Raw genomic sequence first — 15,821 nt, forward strand, 5'->3', positions numbered from 1 at the left:
CTCAGCTCCAGCCGGCTTTACCGCGGCGCCCGGTGTACAGCAACAGCAGCACCAGGAACGAGAACACCAGCATGGCGCCGGCCAGCCAGTGTGCTTGTGAATATTCCATGGCCTCTACGTGATCGAAGATCTGTACCGAAACCACACGCGTCTTGTCGGGGATGTTGCCACCGATCATCAGCACCACACCGAATTCACCCACGGTGTGGGCGAAACCGAGAATGCTGGCGGTGACGAAACCGGGGCGCGCCAGCGGCAGCACGACATGGAGGAAACAGTCCCACGGGCTGGCGCGCAGGGTGGCCGCGACTTCCAGCGGGCGCTGGCCGATGGCGGCAAAGGCGTTCTGCAACGGCTGGACCACGAAGGGCATGGAGTAGACGGTCGAACCAATGACCAGGCCAGTGAAGCTGAACACCACGGTGCCCAGGCCCATGGCCTGGGTGGCCTGGCCGAGCCAGCCGTGGGGGCCCAGGGCGATCAGCAGGTAGAAGCCGATGACGGTCGGTGGCAGCACCAGCGGCAGCGCCACCACCGCGCCCACCGGCCCGCGTAGCCAGGAGCGCGTGCGCGCCAGCCACCAGGCGACCGGCGTGCCGATGATCAGCAGGATCACCGTGGTCAGGCTGGCCAGTTTGACGGTCAGCCAGATGGCACCCAGGTCACTGGCATCCAGCGGCATCAGATTTCATAACCGTAGGACTTGATCAGGGCGGCGGCCTTTGGCCCCTTCAGGTATTCGATCAGGGCCTTGGCGGCAGCGTTGTCCTTGCCTTTGTCGAGCAGTACGGCGTCCTGGCGGATCGGGTCGTGCAGGTTGGCCGGTACGATCCAGGCCGAGCCTTGGGTCACTTTACCGTCCTTGAAGATTTGGGACAGCGCGACAAAACCCAGTTCGGCATTGCCGGTGGAGACGAACTGGAAAGCCTGGGTGATGTTCTGGCCTTCGACGATCTTGCCTTTGGTGGCCGCGGTAAGCTGCAGTTTGTCCAGTACCTGGGTGGCGGCCAGGCCGTATGGCGCGGCCTTGGGGTTGGCGATGGCCAGGTGGCTGAATGCGTTTTGTTTCAGCACCTCGCCCTTGGCGTCGACGTAGCCTTCTTTCGCCGACCACAGCGCCAGGGTGCCGATGGCGTAGGTGAAGCGCGAACCGGGGACGATCTGCTTTTCTTCCTCGAGCTTTTTCGGGGTTGTGTCATCGGCGGCAAGGAACACCTCGAAGGGCGCGCCGTTCTTTATCTGGGCGTAAAACTGCCCCGTGGCGCCGTAAGCCGCGACCAGTGTATGGCCGGTGTCGTGTTCGAAGTCCTTGGCAATGGCCTGGATGGGCGCCGTGAAGTTCGCCGCGACGGCCACTTGAACCTCGTCGGCCCAGGCGGTGTTGAAGGCAAACAGACTGGCCATGGCAGTGAAGGCCAGGTAAGACGGGCGGATACGCATGCAGGCAGCTCCTTGAGGTATCGTTATATTCACAACTATATAGCGATAGGCCAGTTGCCGGGAAGGGCTGCTGGGTGCATTCGCAAGGATGGTTTGATTACGGGCTAACGAAAGGTTGCCGCAGGCCGCACAGGCGCGGTCTACCCGGCAACCCTGGCCAGTGCCTTGGCCGCGATCTCTCGGGTCAGCGCCTCGGCCGGCATACGCCGCCCCAACCGCAACGCCTGCCCTGACCACAAGTTGCTGAAGTCGCTGTTGCCCTGCGGCTCGGTGATTGCCCTTAACGGCATCAATGCCCCGCCCGCCAGCGGAAACGCTGGTGCCAGCGCGCTCATCGGCCCCAGCTCGCGCATGATACGGTTGTTGATGCCGCGGGCGGGGCGGCCGGTAAACAGGTTGGTCAGCGCCGTGTCACTGGCAGGCGCACTGTCCAGCGCCTGCCGATGTGCTGGCGAAACCTTGGCCTCGGGGCAGAACAGGTACGCCGTGCCGATCTGCACGGCAGATGCGCCCAGGGCCAGGGCCGCCACCAGGCCGCGATGGTCAGCGATGCCACCGGCGGCGATGACCGGCAGGCGGACCGCGTCGGCCACCTGCGGTACCAGGGCAAAGGTGCCGATCTGGCTGGTGATGGCGTCGCTGAGAAACATGCCGCGATGGCCGCCGGCTTCATAACCCATGGCGATGATGGCGTCACAGCCGTTGCGCTCCAGCCAGACGGCCTCCTGCACGGTAGTGGCGGTGCAGAGCACCTTGGCACCGCTGGCCTGTACCCGTTGCAGCAGGTCGGCCTGGGGCAAGCCGAAGTGGAAGCTCACCACTTCCGGCCGCAGTTGTTCGACCAGTTGGCAACTCGCCTCATCGAAAGGCGCACGGTTCGAGACCGGGGTGGGCGCCGCGAAATCCGCCCCCACTTCGCTGTAGTAGGGGGCGAGCGCCTGCTTCCAGCGCGCGTCGCGCTCGGCGTTGGGCGCGGGTGGCTGATGGCAGAAAAAGTTCAGGTTCAATGGGCGCCCCGGGCAGCCGGCGCGGAATGCAGCAATTTCGGCGCGCACCTGCTCACCGTTGAGCATGGCGCAGGGCAGGGCGCCCAGGCCGCCGGCCGAGCCCACCGCAATGGCCATGGCCGAGCCGGTTGCCCCCGCCATGGGGGCCTGCAGAATGGGCAACTCGATGCCCAGCAGGTCGAGGATGCGGCGGTCGGGCCAGTGGCGCATGCGAGGTCTCCTTGCGCTGGGCGAACGGTGCGGCGGCTACTACTACAGGGCCTTGCTGACCTGAATGTCGCTGATCTTGTCGGCGTCTTCACCATGGATTTTGCGCAAGGCTTCGAGGGCTTGCGCTTGCGAGGCGTCGGGCATCAGCGCGAAGTCCCAGCGACGCTGGCCGTCGAGTTTGTATTTGATCACGTACTTGATGGTCTGGGTCATGGTGGCCTTATCTGAGTTTCGACGACGAGCGACGGATGATTTTGATCTTGTGGGTCAGGGTGGGCTTGCGGGTAACCGAGATCGGGCGGGTGGTCACGGTATCGATGGTGATATTCCAGAACCCGGTGCTGGGCACGGTGATCTTCGCAGGAAACTTCTCGAAGTGGCCGCCGTGGTAGGTATGACGGCCGCCGTTCTTGAAGCTGCGGAAGTTGGCGTCGTTCATCAGGCGGATATTGCAGCGCTGGGAACACTCGATGACGACGATGTCGTCCTCATTGAGGTGCTCGCGCTGGTGTACGAATTTCATGTGATGCTCCGCAAGGTTTGGTTCAGCAAAGGCAAAAGATACCACGATGTGCCGTTATACTGCCGCGCTGTTCGCCGGGCTTGGATAATTCTGCCAAAGCACGGAGCAAAACTGCCTGACGGTGGTCGAACGGGGTTCGTACAAGTTGAGGTATGACAGATGAAGTGGATGGTGGCCGCGTTGACACTGGCACTGGGTGGCTGTGTCAGTGTTTCCGAACTGGAGCAATCGCATGCGACCCTGGATGTGATTTCTGGCAAGACGCCCCGCGAGTATGCCGATTGCGTCAAGGCGCAGCTTGCCGACAGCCGTGACCCACTGGTGGAAGAGCGGCGCGGTGACGGCCTGCGCCTGACGGTGCCGCAGAAGCTGACAGCAGGTGCTGGCCCGGCCGCCCTGCTGGATATCGATGAGCGTGGCGGCGGCAGCAGCATCAAGCTGCATGAGCGGCTGAGCAACTTCCCGCTGCGCCTGGGCGATGTGCGCACGGCAGCTACCCGCTGCATCTCGGGGAGTTGATCTGAGGCAAGTAAAGGGCGGTTAATGGGCTATTGGCCATCAGATCGGCCGGCCTGACGTTGTTGCGATTTCCCCGACGGGGCTAGTATCCATTTGCTTATGTTTTTTAAGCCTAAGCTTATAACAAAAGAAATGGAGATTCGTGATGACACCGTTGAGTCGCGTCGTGATCGGCAGCCTGCTGATCCTGGCCTGGCCCGGGGCGCATGCCGCCGATGGCCAGAAAATTTTCACCCAAGGCGGGGCCAATCCCGCCGCCCTGGCCTGTCTGGGTTGCCATGGCCCGGACGCCAAGGGTATCGCTGCGGCGGGCTTTCCGCGGCTGGCCGGCCTGCCGGCTGCTTACCTCAGCAAGCAATTGCATGATTGGCGCAGTGGCAGCCGCAAGCAGGCGGTGATGGAGCCGTTGGCCAAGGCCCTGAGCGAAGAGGAAATCACCGCCGTCAGCAACTACCTGGCCAGCCTGCCGGCAGTCAAGGTCGTCGATGGGCGCCGCCAGCAGATTGCCGGCGACCCTACCACCCGCCTGGCCCTGTACGGCGACTGGAACCGGCATATCCCTGGTTGCGTGCAATGCCACGGTCCGGGTGGCGGTGGCGTTGGCGAGCACTTCCCGCCTTTGGCCGGGCAACCTGCCAGTTACCTGGTGGCGCAGCTCAATGCCTGGCGCGACGGCAGCCGCAGCAATGACCCGAACCAGCTGATGGTCGGCGTGGCCAAGGCCATGACCGATGACGAGATCAAGGCAGTTGCCGAGTTCTTCGCCCGCCCCGCCGGCCAGGAGGTCAAACCATGAAACCGCTGATCCCCGCTCTGTTGCTGCTGGTTGTGGGCAGTGCCCAGGCCGCGCCTATCGCCATGGAAGACCAGTCGCAACTGAAGGTCCCCGGCAAGCAGGCCGCCCCGCAGTTCACGCCCCCGGCGGAAGACGAGCTGCCCGCCAATGCCTTCGGCAAGATGGTACGTGAAGGCCATGCCTTGTTCGTCGATACCCGCCGGCTGATGCCCGAGGCGGTGGGCAACGGCATGAACTGCAGCAACTGCCACCTCGACCAGGGGCGTATGGCCCATTCGGCGCCATTGTGGGGCGCGTACCCCATGTACCCCGCCTATCGCAAGAAAAACGACAAGGTCAATACCTTTGCCGAGCGCATCCAGGGCTGCTTCCAGTTCAGCATGAACGGCAAGCCGCCGGCCGCGGACAGCCCGCAGATGACGGCTCTGTCGGTGTACGCGTACTGGCTGTCGACCAAGGCGCCGACCGGCGTCGAAATTGCCGGGCGCGGTTACCCGGAAGTCGCGCAGCCTGCAGGCGGGTACGACTTCACACGTGGCCAGCAGGTGTACCGCGAGCAATGCGCGATTTGCCATGGTGACAACGGTGAAGGGCAGAAAGTGGCGGGCGAATATGTGATGCCGCCGCTGTGGGGCAAGGACAGCTACAACTGGGGCGCCGGTATGCACCGTATCAACACGGCGGCATCCTTCATCAAGTACAACATGCCACTGGGCAAGCCGGGCAGCCTCAGCGACCAGCAGGCCTGGGATGTTGCGGCATGGATCAACCGGCATGAACGGCCGCAGGATCCCCGCCTGGTAGAAGGCTCTGTCGAGAAGACGCGGGTGAAATTCCATGCCAATGACGGCGTGAACCTGTATGGGCAGAAGGTCGATGGCGTGCTGGTCGGGCAGGGGACCGGTAGCTGACGGGTGCCTGTAGCGAACGCTTGGCGGGTAAACCTGGCCTGCAACGGTGGTTGTGGAAGCAGGTTTGCTCGCCATGAGGCCACCACAGGCATGCGTGAGCTGTGGCATTTCACTTGCATGTCTGCTGACGATATTTGCGATCCCTCGGAACTATCTACACTTGCTTATCTCTATCTACCCAGCGGTCGGCCGCAGGTCAGGCATTGTAAGGTTTCTGCCGCCTGATTAGACTGCGCCGAATTCCACAGGCCTAGCCTTTTGTAAGGACGTATATGATCAAGAAATGCTTGTTCCCGGCAGCCGGCTACGGTACGCGCTTCCTGCCTGCTACCAAAGCCATGCCCAAGGAAATGCTGCCGGTGGTCAACAAGCCACTGATCCAGTATGGCGTTGAAGAGGCATTGGATGCCGGCCTGAGCGAAATCTCCATCGTGACCGGCCGCGGCAAGCGCGCCCTGGAAGACCACTTCGACATCAGCTACGAGCTGGAAAACCAGATCAAGGGCACCGACAAGGAGAAATACCTGGTCGGGATCCGCCGTCTGCTGGACGAGTGCTCGTTCTCGTACACCCGCCAGACCGAAATGAAAGGCCTGGGCCATGCCATTCTCACCGGGCGCCCGCTGATCGGCGACGAGCCGTTTGCAGTGGTGCTGGCGGACGACCTATGCGTCAACCCGGAAGGTGACGGCGTGCTGACCCAGATGGTCAAGCTGTACAACCAGTTCCGCTGCTCGATCATCGCCATCCAGGAAGTCGACCCTCAGGAAACCAACAAGTACGGTGTCATCGCCGGTGACATGATCCGTGACGACATCTTCCGCGTTACCAACATGGTCGAGAAGCCTGCACCGGAAGATGCGCCGTCGAACCTGGCGATCATTGGCCGTTACATCCTGACGCCGGATATCTTCGACATCATCAAGAACACCAAGCCAGGCAAGGGCGGCGAAATCCAGATCACCGACGCGCTGATGCAACAGGCGCAGAACGGCTGCGTGATCGCCTACAAGTTCAAGGGCAAGCGCTTCGACTGCGGTGGTGCCGAGGGCTACATCGACGCGACCAACTTCTGCTTCGAGAACTACTACAAGACTGGCAAGGCTTACTGATACAGCCGCTGCTTGTAGCAACATTGCGATGACTGGGGCCGCCGCGCGGCCCTTCGCGGGCAGGCCCGCTCCTACAGATACCGCGCATGCCTTTGGCGTGCGCCCAGCTGATGGGGCGGGTTTGCCACGAAGGGCTGCAAAGCGGCCTCAGTGCGTTATGCTGGGCGCCTGCTAGGAGAGAGAACACATGGCCTACGATTTTGATCTGTTCGTGATTGGCGCCGGCTCCGGCGGGGTGCGCGCTGCGCGCTTTGCCGCTGGTTTTGGTGCAAAAGTGGCAGTGGCTGAAAGCCGTTACCTGGGCGGCACCTGTGTCAACGTCGGCTGCGTGCCGAAAAAGCTGCTGGTCTACGGTGCGCATGTGGCCGATGAACTGGAGCAGGCTGCGGGTTACGGCTGGTCCCTGGAAGAAGGGCACTTCGACTGGGGTACCCTGATTGCCAACAAGAACCGTGAGATCGAGCGCCTGAACGGCATCTACCGTAACCTGCTGGTGAACAGTGGGGTGACCCTGGTGCAGGGGCATGCGCGCCTGACCGGGGCCAATGAAGTGGAAGTGGAGGGCCAACGCTACAGTGCCAGGCACATCCTGATCGCCACCGGCGGCTGGCCGCAGGTGCCGGACATTCCAGGCAAGGAACTGGCAATCACCTCCAACGAAGCCTTCTACCTCAAGAGCCTGCCACGCCGGGTGCTGGTGGTCGGCGGTGGCTACATCGCGGTCGAGTTCGCCGGTATCTTCCAGGGCCTGGGGGCGGCTACTTCGCTGCTGTACCGTGGCGACCTGTTCCTGCGCGGTTTCGATGGTTCGGTACGTACCCACCTGAAGGAAGAGCTGGAAAAACGCGGCCTCGACCTGCAGTTCAATGCCGATATCCAGCGCATCGACAAGCTTGAAGACGGTAGCCTGAAGGCCACGCTCAAGGATGGCCGCCAGTTGCAGGCCGACTGCGTGTTCTATGCCACCGGCCGACGCCCGATGCTGGACAACCTGGGCCTGGAAAACACCGGCGTCGAGCTGGACGAGCGTGGCTATATCCGGGTCGACGAACAATACCAGACGACCGCGCCGTCGATCCTGGCCATTGGTGACGTGATTGGCCGGGTGCAACTGACCCCGGTGGCCCTGGCCGAAGGCATGGCGGTGGCACGGCGCCTGTTCAAGCCCGAGCAGTACCGCCCGGTGGACTACCAGAACATCCCCACAGCCGTGTTCAGCCAGCCGCCAATCGGTACCGTGGGGCTGACGGAAGAACAGGCGCTGGCGGCAGGGCACAAGGTGCAGGTATTCGAAAGCCGCTTCCGCGCTATGAAACTGACCCTGACCGACATCCAGGAAAAGACCCTGATGAAGCTGGTGGTCGATGCCGACACCGACAAGGTGCTGGGCTGCCATATGGTCGGCCCTGATGCCGGTGAGATCATCCAGGGCCTGGGTATTGCCCTGAAGGCCGGTGCCACCAAGCAGCAATTCGACGAAACCATCGGCGTGCACCCGACGGCCGCCGAAGAGTTCGTCACCCTGCGTACGGCTAGCCGTTGATCTATGCGTTACGTTGAAGGGGCGGGGCAGCCCGCTCCTACAACCGAGTCTTCTATCAAGTACCTCTGGCTATAGCCAAAACCAATCACGAGCATGAGCTTTGCCAATGAGCCTTCAGCGGGATGATTAGTTAGGATTCTATCCATCAACTGATTCCAACCCCATGAAGGAGCGTCTCTCATGCCAATCATCAACAGCCAGGTCAAACCGTTCAACGCTACCGCCTACCACAAAGGCGAGTTCGTGCAGGTCAGCGAAGCCGACCTGAAAGGCAAGTGGTCCGTCGTGTTCTTCTACCCGGCCGACTTCACCTTCGTTTGCCCGACCGAGCTGGGTGACCTCGCCGACAACTACGCCGAGTTCCAGAAGCTGGGCGTGGAAATCTACGGCGTGTCCACCGACACCCACTTCACCCACAAAGCCTGGCACGACACGTCGGACACCATCGGCAAGATCCAGTACCCGCTGATCGGTGATCCAACCCACGTCATCTCGCGCAACTTCGACGTGCTGATCGAAGAAGCTGGCCTGGCTGATCGCGGTACCTTCGTGATCAACCCGGAAGGCCAGATCAAGATCGTGGAACTGAACGACGGTGGTGTAGGCCGCGATGCAGCTGAGCTGCTGCGCAAAGTGAAAGCTGCCCAGTACGTTGCTGCCCACCCAGGCGAAGTTTGCCCGGCCAAGTGGAAAGAAGGCGAAGCCACCCTGGCGCCATCGCTGGACCTGGTCGGCAAGATCTAAGGCCATGCGCGCAACAACGCGGGCGGTAGGCAGCCGCCAAAGCTGAATAAGCTACCGCCCCGTCAAACGCCCGGGCGACCTCGCCTGGGCGTTTTTGTATCCGAGTATTGAAGAAGGAATCGCCCGTATGTTGGACGCCACGCTTAAATCGCAACTGAAAACCTACCTGGAGCGGGTCACCCAGCCGATCGAGATCGTTGCCTCCCTCGACGACGGCGCGAAGTCCCGTGAATTGCATGACCTGCTGGTGGAGATCGCCAGCTTGTCCACACTCATTACCCTCAGCGCGGACGGCACCGATGCCCGTCGCCCATCGTTCTCGTTGAGCCGCCCGGGTGCTGGCGCCGATGGCAAAGGTATCAGCCTGCGCTTCGCCGGCATCCCCATGGGCCACGAATTCACCTCGCTGGTGCTGGCACTGCTGCAAGTCGGCGGCCACCCTTCCAAGGCCAGTGCCGAAGTGATCGAACAGATCCAGGCATTGGAAGGCGAATTCACCTTCGAAACCTATTTCTCGCTGTCGTGCCAGAACTGCCCGGACGTGGTCCAGGCCTTGAACCTGATGGCCGTGCTCAACCCCAACGTGCGCCACGTGGCCATCGACGGCGCGCTGTTCCAGGCTGAAGTGGAAGCGCGCAAGATCATGGCGGTACCGAGCATCTACCTGAACGGTGAGTTGTTTGGCCAGGGGCGCATGGGCCTGGAGGAAATCCTCGGCAAGATCGACACCAGCGCCGGTGCGCGCCAGGCCGAGAAGATCAACGCCAAGGACGCTTTCGATGTGCTGGTTGTGGGCGGTGGCCCGGCGGGCGCGGCGGCTGCCATTTACGCAGCGCGCAAGGGCATTCGTACCGGCGTGGCTGCCGAGCGCTTCGGTGGCCAGGTACTCGACACCCTGGCCATCGAGAACTTCATCTCGGTGCAGGAAACCGAAGGGCCAAAACTGGCGACTGCACTCGAAGAGCACGTCAAGCAGTACGACGTCGACATCATGAACCTGCAGCGCGGCGAAGCATTGGTTCCGGCCACCGACGGCGGCTTGCATGAAGTGCGCCTGGCGGGCGGCGCATCGCTCAAGGCCAAGACTGTGATCCTGGCCACCGGTGCCCGCTGGCGTGAAATGAACGTGCCGGGTGAGCAGGAATACCGCGCGCGTGGCGTGGCTTACTGCCCGCACTGCGACGGCCCGTTGTTCAAAGGCAAGCGCGTGGCGGTGATTGGTGGTGGCAACTCGGGTGTTGAGGCCGCCATTGACCTGGCCGGTATCGTTGCCCAGGTGACGCTGATCGAATTCGACAGCCAACTGCGCGCCGACGCGGTGTTGCAGCGCAAGCTGCACAGTTTGCCTAACGTGAAAGTGATCACCAGTGCGCTGACTACCGAGGTGCTTGGCAACGGCGAGAAAGTCACTGGCCTGCGCTACAAGGATCGCGCCACGGACGAGCAGCATGAAGTCGCGCTGGAAGGCATCTTCGTGCAGATTGGCCTGTTGCCGAACACCGACTGGCTCAAAGGTACCGTCGAGCTGTCACCGCGCGGCGAGATCATTGTCGATGCCAAGGGCCAGACCAGCATTCCAGGGGTGTTCGCTGCGGGGGACGTGACCACCGTGCCGTACAAGCAGATCGTGATTGCGGTGGGTGAGGGGGCCAAGGCTTCGCTGGCGGCCTTCGACCACCTGATCCGGACCTCGGTACCGGCGTAAGCCTGGGCTGGCCCTGCCTTCAAAGGCTGAGCAACTGTCTTTCTCAAAATTTGAAAAAGCCTGCGCGATTCACCTGTGGGAGCGGGCAAGCCCGCGAAGCAGGCGACGCGGTGTCTGGCACCGGCTTTGCCGGTGTTCGCGGGCATGCCCGCTCCCACAGGGCCTGCGTTGGCTTGGAGTTGCCGCCGTACTTGCAGGAGCAACTGTCTTTCTCAAAATTTGAAAAGCCTGCGCGATTCACCTGTGGGAGCGGGCAAGCCCGCGAAGCAGGCGACGCGGTGGAGGGCACCGGCTGCGCCGGTGTTCGCGGGCATGCCCCGCGTTGGCTTGGAGTTGCCGCCGTACTTGCAGGAGCAACTGTCTTTCTCAAAATTTGAAAAGCCTGCGCGATTCACCTGTGGGAGCGGGCAAGCCCGCGAAGCAGGCGACGCGGTGTCTGGCACCGGCTGCGCCGGTGTTCGCGGGCATGCCCGCTCCCACAGGGCCTGCGTTGGCTTGGAGTTGCCGCCGTACTTGCAGGAGCAACTGTCTTTCTCAAAATTTGAAAAGCCTGCGCGATTCATCTGTGGGAGCGGGCAAGCCCGCGAAGCAGGCGACGCGGTGTCTGGCACCGGCTGCGCCGGTGTTCGCGGGCATGCCCGCTCCCACAGGGGGTCTGCGTTGGCTTGGAGTTGCCGCCGTACTTGCAGGAGCAGCTGTCTTTCTCAAAATTTGAAAAGCCTGCGCGATTCACCTGTGGGAGCGGGCAAGCCCGCGAAGCAGGCGACGCGGTGTCTGGCACCGGCTTTGCCGGTGTTCGCGGGCACGCCCGCTCCCACAGGGGCTGCGTTGGCTTGGAGTTGCCGCCGTACTTGCAGGAGCGGCTCTAGCCGCGAAAGGGCCAGCGCTCGCAAGGCATCAACCCAGGCTGTCTATGCTTACGGCATCCACCCTCAGGAAGCCGTATCATGACGCTGATCAGCCGCGAACCCTGGTGGCTAGTCCCGCCCAAGCCCGGTCAGACGGAGCAGGACCTGCATTGGGGTTACCTGGAAATCTACGCCGACGGTCGCACCGTATTCGTCGACCAGCGCCCCAGCGACCGGGAGCTGGCCGAGCGCAAAAGCTGCCGCAACTTCCCCGACCCCGAGCCGTGACCGCCTAGCCTTCCAGGTCTGCCAGGCGCGCTTCCAGTGCTGCGATGCGGGCTTCAAGCGCTTCGATACGCTCCTCCGACACGCTGCTGCCACTGCTGCGCTGGCCGCCTTCCTGCTGACGTGCAGCAAGAATCGCCTCAATCTCCGCCGGGTCGCCCAACGCATGGGTATAACGGTCTTCGCGCTGGCCCGCCTGGCGTGGCAGGTGCAAGGCCAGGTCGCGCGAGATCAGGCGCTCCAGCTGGTGCTGGATCTGCTCGGTGTCGTCGAAATCATGCAGGCGGTTGCTGCGGGTCAGTAGTTCGTTGAGGGTCTGCGGGCCGCGCAGGAACATCAGGCCCATCAGAACCAGTTGCGCCGGTACCACCTCCAGGGCCTTGTCCACCCGCTGCTCCCAGCGATCGGCGCGGCTGCCCATCTGCAGGCGGGTCATGCCCTGCGCTTCAAGGTTGCGCAAGGCCTGGCCGACCTGGCCCGGGGTAAGGTTCATGACGGGCTCGCGGCTGGTCTTCTGGTTGCAGGCCAGGACCAAGGCGTTGAGGGTCAGCGGGTAGCTCTCCGGGCTGGTGGCCTGCTTTTCGATCAACGCGCCGAGGACACGGATCTCGGTGCTGCTCAAGCGGCCTTCACCGGCGGTTTCGTATTCTGACATGGCCCTGTCTCATTACTGGGGAAAGGCCACTAGGGTAGGTAATGCCATCGTGTAAGGCAATTGCGGCTGCTGGTGAGAGCGGGTGAGCCCGCTCCGGCCAGCAGCCCGATTAGGATCAGACGCTACGCCGCTCTTCAGCCAGGCACGCCGCGGCCGTGAACAGCACATCGGTGGAGGAGTTCAGCGCGGTCTCCGCCGAATCCTGCAACACCCCGATGATGAAGCCCACCGCAACCACCTGCATGGCAATTTCGCTGGGGATGCCGAACAGGCTGCACGCCAGCGGAATCAGCAGCAGCGACCCCCCTGCCACGCCGGAGGCACCGCAGGCACAGACGGCTGCCACCACGCTGAGCAGCAACGCTGTCGGCAGGTCGACCGGGATACCCAGGGTATGCACTGCGGCCAGCGTCAGCACGGTGATGGTGATCGCCGCACCGGCCATGTTGATGGTGGCACCCAGCGGGATCGACACCGAATAGGTGTCTTCATGCAAGCCAAGGCGCTCTGACAGTGCCAGGTTGACCGGGATATTGGCCGCCGAACTACGGGTGAAGAACGCGGTGATGCCGCTTTCGCGCAGGCACAGCAAGGTCAGCGGGAACGGGTTGCGGCGGATTTTCCAGTACACGATCAGCGGGTTCATCACCAGCGCTACGAACAGCATGCTGCCGATCAGCACTGCCAGCAGGTGCAGGTAGCCGAGCAAGGCGTTCAGGCCGGATTGAGCCAAGGTCGCGCTGACTAGGCCGAAGATGCCCAGCGGGGCAAAGCGGATGACTACACGCACGATCAGGGTGACACCGTTGGACAGGTCCTCGACCACGGTGCGCGTGGTGTCGCCCGCATGGCGCAAGGCCACGCCCAGGCCCACGGCCCAGGTCAGCACGCCAATGAAATTGGCGTTGAGCAGGGCGTTGATCGGGTTGTCGACCGCGCTCAGCAACAGGTTCTGCAGTACCTCGGTAATGCCGCCCGGTGCGCTGAGCGTGGCTTCGCCGGTGCTGAGCACCAATGACGAGGGGAACAGCGTGCTGGCGATCACGGCCACCAATGCCGCGGCGAAAGTGCCCAGCAGGTAAAGCCACAGGATCGGGCGAATGTGGGTTTCCTGGCCATGCCGGTGGTTGGCGATCGAAGCCATGACCAGAATGAATACCAGTACAGGCGCCACTGCCTTGAGGGCACTGACAAAGACCTTGCCGAGGAAGGCCAGGTCGCCGGCCACGCTGGGGGCCAGCAGGGCCAGGGCGATACCGGCGAGCAAGCCGATGACGATCTGCGTCACCAGGCTGGTACGGTTGAGGAGGCGGAAAACAGAGGTCATGTGCAGCGTTATCTCGGATTCTGTAAAGGGCGGGACTTTAGCACAGAGCCTTGCCGGGCGGCCCGGCGCGTTTCGCGGCCAGTGCCGCCCCGCAAGCGAATGCAGGCGAGGCCGTGCGAACCAGCCCGGTCACCAGTGGAACAGCTCTCGCCGTGCCCCCTCGGTGATTGCCACGATCCCCGGGTGCTTGACCTTGCGCTCCACCGAAATGGCATAGAACGACTCATGCACCGCCTCGGTTTGCCCGATCAGTTGCACGCCGTACTGTCGGCACACTTCCTCGGCAATCACGCTGGGTGCAACGAAGATGCCGCTGCCCGACTGGCCGAAGGCCTGCATCAATGCGCTGTCATCGAACTCGCCGACAATGCGGGGCTGTACCTGCTGCTCGCCCAGCCACCGCAGCAATCGGCTGCGCACCACGGTTTCCTGGCCGGGAATCAGCAGGGGGGCGTCCTGCAAGCAGGCAGGAAAGGCACCCGGGTAGCGCTTGGCCAATGCAGGGGTGGCAAAAAAACTCAGGCCGCATTCGCCAAGCTTCTGGCTGTAGCCCTTGATATCCAGGTTGTTCGGCATGGGGCTGTCGGAAATCACCAGGTCCAGGCGCTGGATGGCCAGGTCGCCGAGCAGCCGTTCGAGCTTGTCTTCGCGGCAATTGATGCGCAGCACGTCGTCCAGCTCCATGGTCGGGGCCAGCAGGCGATAGACGATGGACTTGGGTACCACATCGGCTACGCCCACGCGGAACAGGATCTGCTCCTGTGGCCCGGCGCGCAGCATGGCCTCCAGTTCGCCACCAAGCTGGAACATCTGTTCGGCATAAGCCAGCGTCTGGCGGCCGGTTTCGGTCAGCTCCAGCTGCCGCCCCACACGCTGGAACAACTCCAGGCCGTAGGTGTGTTCGAACAGGCTGATTTGCCCGCTGATGGTTTGCGGGGTCAGGTTCAGCTGTTCGCTGGCGCGGGCGATGCTGCCGGTCCTGGCCACTGCCCAGAAGTAGTGCAACTGGCGGTAGTTGAGCACGCTGTTTTCCCGATTCGTAAAACCCGAAGTATAACCGTTGAAAATACGAATTTTCCTGATGTATCGGCGTGTCTAGAATCCTTCGTTATCAGGCGCCTCGTGCGCTGCTGAAGTCATCACAAGCGAGGAACCCATGCTGCACTTGAAATCCATCGGCACGCCGCTGGTACTGGCCCTGGCACTGTTTGCCCTGGCTGGTTGCGACCAGGCCGAGAAGTCCGCCCAGCAGATGCTCGACCAAGCTGCTCAATCGGCCAAGCAGGCCATCGACGACACCAACAAGGCCGCCCAGCAGGCGCTGAGCGAAGCCATTGGCCGTGAAGGGCAGAAGCCCGTGCAAGCTGAAAAGAACGAAAAAAGCCAGGAAATCTGACCCCAACCGCCGTTGCAGGATGTGAACAATGGAATATCTGCTGGAACTCGCCGCTAGCCCTACCGCCTGGATTGCCCTGGCTACGCTGGTGGCCATGGAAATCGTACTGGGCATCGACAACCTGATCTTCATCTCGATCCTGACCAACAAGTTGCCGGTGGCGTACCGTTCCAAGGCGCGGCGCATTGGCATCAGCATGGCCCTGATCATGCGCCTGGCGTTGCTCAGCACGGTGGCCTGGATCGTCCAGCTGACCGACCCTGTATTCGAAGTGTTCGGCAATGCGTTCTCGTGGAAAGACATGATCCTGATTGCGGGTGGCCTGTTCCTGTTGTGGAAGGCTACCAAGGAAATTCACGAAAACGTCGACCCGCACGGTGCCAAGGAAGAGGCCAAGGTGGGCTCCACGGTGACCTTGGGCTTCGCTGCGGCGATCTTCCAGATCCTGCTGCTGGATATCGTGTTCTCGGTAGACAGCATCATCACCGCCGTGGGCATGACCGAGCACCTGCCGATCATGATCATCGCCGTGATCACTGCCGTGATCGTGATGATGGTCGCGGCCGACCCACTGGCCAACTTCATCAACGACAACCCGACAGTCGTGATGCTGGCCCTGGGCTTCCTGATCATGATCGGTATGACGCTGATTGCCGAAGGGTTTGGTGCCCATGTGCCCAAAGGCTACGTGTACGCTGCGATGGCGTTCTCCACCGCAATCGAGATCCTCAACATTCTCGCACGCAGGGCGCGGCTCAAGCGTGAGGCGGCTGAGCATTGACGGTGGGCAGCGGGGCGCT

At 62.5% G+C, this 15,821-nt stretch carries 18 protein-coding genes; 10 read left to right on the plus strand and 8 right to left on the minus strand.

The window, feature by feature from the left end:
* Position 1 precedes the first annotated feature (1 nt).
* From modB to K4A76_RS09480, 5 genes are all read right to left on the minus strand, one after another.
* A complete protein-coding gene (gene modB / locus K4A76_RS09460) occupies positions 2–682 on the minus strand; it encodes a molybdate ABC transporter permease subunit (protein WP_054905758.1) in 681 nt (226 codons plus the stop codon).
* A complete protein-coding gene (gene modA, locus K4A76_RS09465; RefSeq protein WP_238706637.1) occupies positions 682–1,404 on the minus strand; it encodes a molybdate ABC transporter substrate-binding protein in 723 nt (240 codons plus the stop codon). Before modA ends, modB begins: the two co-directional genes overlap by 1 nt.
* Positions 1,405–1,580: 176 nt before the next feature.
* Positions 1,581–2,657, minus strand: a complete 1,077-nt coding sequence (locus K4A76_RS09470) for an NAD(P)H-dependent flavin oxidoreductase (protein ID WP_274412021.1) — start codon at positions 2,655–2,657, stop codon at positions 1,581–1,583.
* A gap of 42 nt (positions 2,658–2,699) precedes the next feature.
* Positions 2,700–2,870: a hypothetical protein gene (locus tag K4A76_RS09475; protein WP_165944137.1), complete on the minus strand. Its 171-nt coding sequence runs from the start codon at positions 2,868–2,870 to the stop codon at positions 2,700–2,702.
* Positions 2,871–2,877: 7 nt separating this feature from the next.
* Positions 2,878–3,180 carry a DUF1883 domain-containing protein gene (locus K4A76_RS09480; RefSeq protein ID WP_003250918.1) on the minus strand — a complete coding sequence of 101 codons (303 nt, stop codon included), beginning with the start codon at positions 3,178–3,180 and terminating at the stop codon, positions 2,878–2,880.
* Positions 3,181–3,339: 159 nt separating this feature from the next.
* Here K4A76_RS09480 and K4A76_RS09485 point away from each other — a divergent pair, with 159 nt between their 5' ends.
* The 8 genes from K4A76_RS09485 (at position 3,340) to K4A76_RS09520 (ending at position 11,646) form a co-directional block, all read left to right on the plus strand.
* Positions 3,340–3,699, plus strand: coding sequence for a hypothetical protein (locus K4A76_RS09485; protein WP_161893070.1), 360 nt, complete (start codon positions 3,340–3,342; stop codon positions 3,697–3,699).
* 145 nt (positions 3,700–3,844) lie between these two features.
* On the plus strand, positions 3,845–4,495 hold the full coding sequence (locus tag K4A76_RS09490; protein ID WP_274412022.1) for a c-type cytochrome: 651 nt from the start codon (positions 3,845–3,847) through the stop codon (positions 4,493–4,495).
* Positions 4,492–5,406: a c-type cytochrome gene (locus tag K4A76_RS09495; protein ID WP_274412023.1), complete on the plus strand. Its 915-nt coding sequence runs from the start codon at positions 4,492–4,494 to the stop codon at positions 5,404–5,406. Before K4A76_RS09490 ends, K4A76_RS09495 begins: the two co-directional genes overlap by 4 nt.
* Positions 5,407–5,678: 272 nt before the next feature.
* Complete coding sequence (galU, locus tag K4A76_RS09500; RefSeq protein ID WP_173888454.1) at positions 5,679–6,518, plus strand: UTP--glucose-1-phosphate uridylyltransferase GalU; 840 nt, start codon at positions 5,679–5,681, stop codon at positions 6,516–6,518.
* A 187-nt stretch (positions 6,519–6,705) separates the two neighbouring features.
* Complete coding sequence (gene gorA, locus K4A76_RS09505) at positions 6,706–8,061, plus strand: glutathione-disulfide reductase (protein ID WP_274412024.1); 1,356 nt, start codon at positions 6,706–6,708, stop codon at positions 8,059–8,061.
* A 180-nt stretch (positions 8,062–8,241) separates the two neighbouring features.
* On the plus strand, positions 8,242–8,805 hold the full coding sequence (gene ahpC, locus K4A76_RS09510; RefSeq protein ID WP_004375926.1) for an alkyl hydroperoxide reductase subunit C: 564 nt from the start codon (positions 8,242–8,244) through the stop codon (positions 8,803–8,805).
* A 127-nt stretch (positions 8,806–8,932) separates the two neighbouring features.
* A complete protein-coding gene (gene ahpF, locus K4A76_RS09515; RefSeq protein WP_274412025.1) occupies positions 8,933–10,510 on the plus strand; it encodes an alkyl hydroperoxide reductase subunit F in 1,578 nt (525 codons plus the stop codon).
* 947 nt (positions 10,511–11,457) lie between these two features.
* Positions 11,458–11,646: a hypothetical protein gene (locus tag K4A76_RS09520; RefSeq protein WP_029886312.1), complete on the plus strand. Its 189-nt coding sequence runs from the start codon at positions 11,458–11,460 to the stop codon at positions 11,644–11,646.
* A gap of 4 nt (positions 11,647–11,650) precedes the next feature.
* Here K4A76_RS09520 and K4A76_RS09525 read toward each other — a convergent pair whose 3' ends face one another.
* The 3 genes from K4A76_RS09525 to nhaR all read right to left on the minus strand — a co-directional run bounded on the left by K4A76_RS09525 (position 11,651) and on the right by nhaR (position 14,648).
* A complete protein-coding gene (locus K4A76_RS09525) occupies positions 11,651–12,298 on the minus strand; it encodes a YceH family protein (RefSeq protein WP_274412026.1) in 648 nt (215 codons plus the stop codon).
* A gap of 115 nt (positions 12,299–12,413) precedes the next feature.
* Positions 12,414–13,625, minus strand: a complete 1,212-nt coding sequence (sstT, locus tag K4A76_RS09530) for a serine/threonine transporter SstT (protein ID WP_009682770.1) — start codon at positions 13,623–13,625, stop codon at positions 12,414–12,416.
* A gap of 129 nt (positions 13,626–13,754) precedes the next feature.
* Complete coding sequence (gene nhaR, locus K4A76_RS09535) at positions 13,755–14,648, minus strand: transcriptional activator NhaR (RefSeq protein ID WP_009682771.1); 894 nt, start codon at positions 14,646–14,648, stop codon at positions 13,755–13,757.
* A 133-nt stretch (positions 14,649–14,781) separates the two neighbouring features.
* On the opposite strand from nhaR, the gene K4A76_RS09540 reads away from it, so the two are divergent.
* The gene (locus K4A76_RS09540) at positions 14,782–15,021 is read left to right on the plus strand and encodes a hypothetical protein (RefSeq protein ID WP_274412027.1); all 240 of its coding nucleotides are present in this window, start codon (positions 14,782–14,784) and stop codon (positions 15,019–15,021) included.
* Between the two features lie 28 nt (positions 15,022–15,049).
* Entirely contained in the window at positions 15,050–15,802 is a 753-nt protein-coding gene (locus tag K4A76_RS09545) for a TerC family protein (protein WP_009682773.1), read from the plus strand.
* Positions 15,803–15,821: the final 19 nt, after the last annotated feature.

It is taken from the genome of Pseudomonas sp. NEEL19 (assembly GCF_028751975.1).
GTDB lineage: Bacteria > Pseudomonadota > Gammaproteobacteria > Pseudomonadales > Pseudomonadaceae > Aquipseudomonas > Aquipseudomonas juntendi.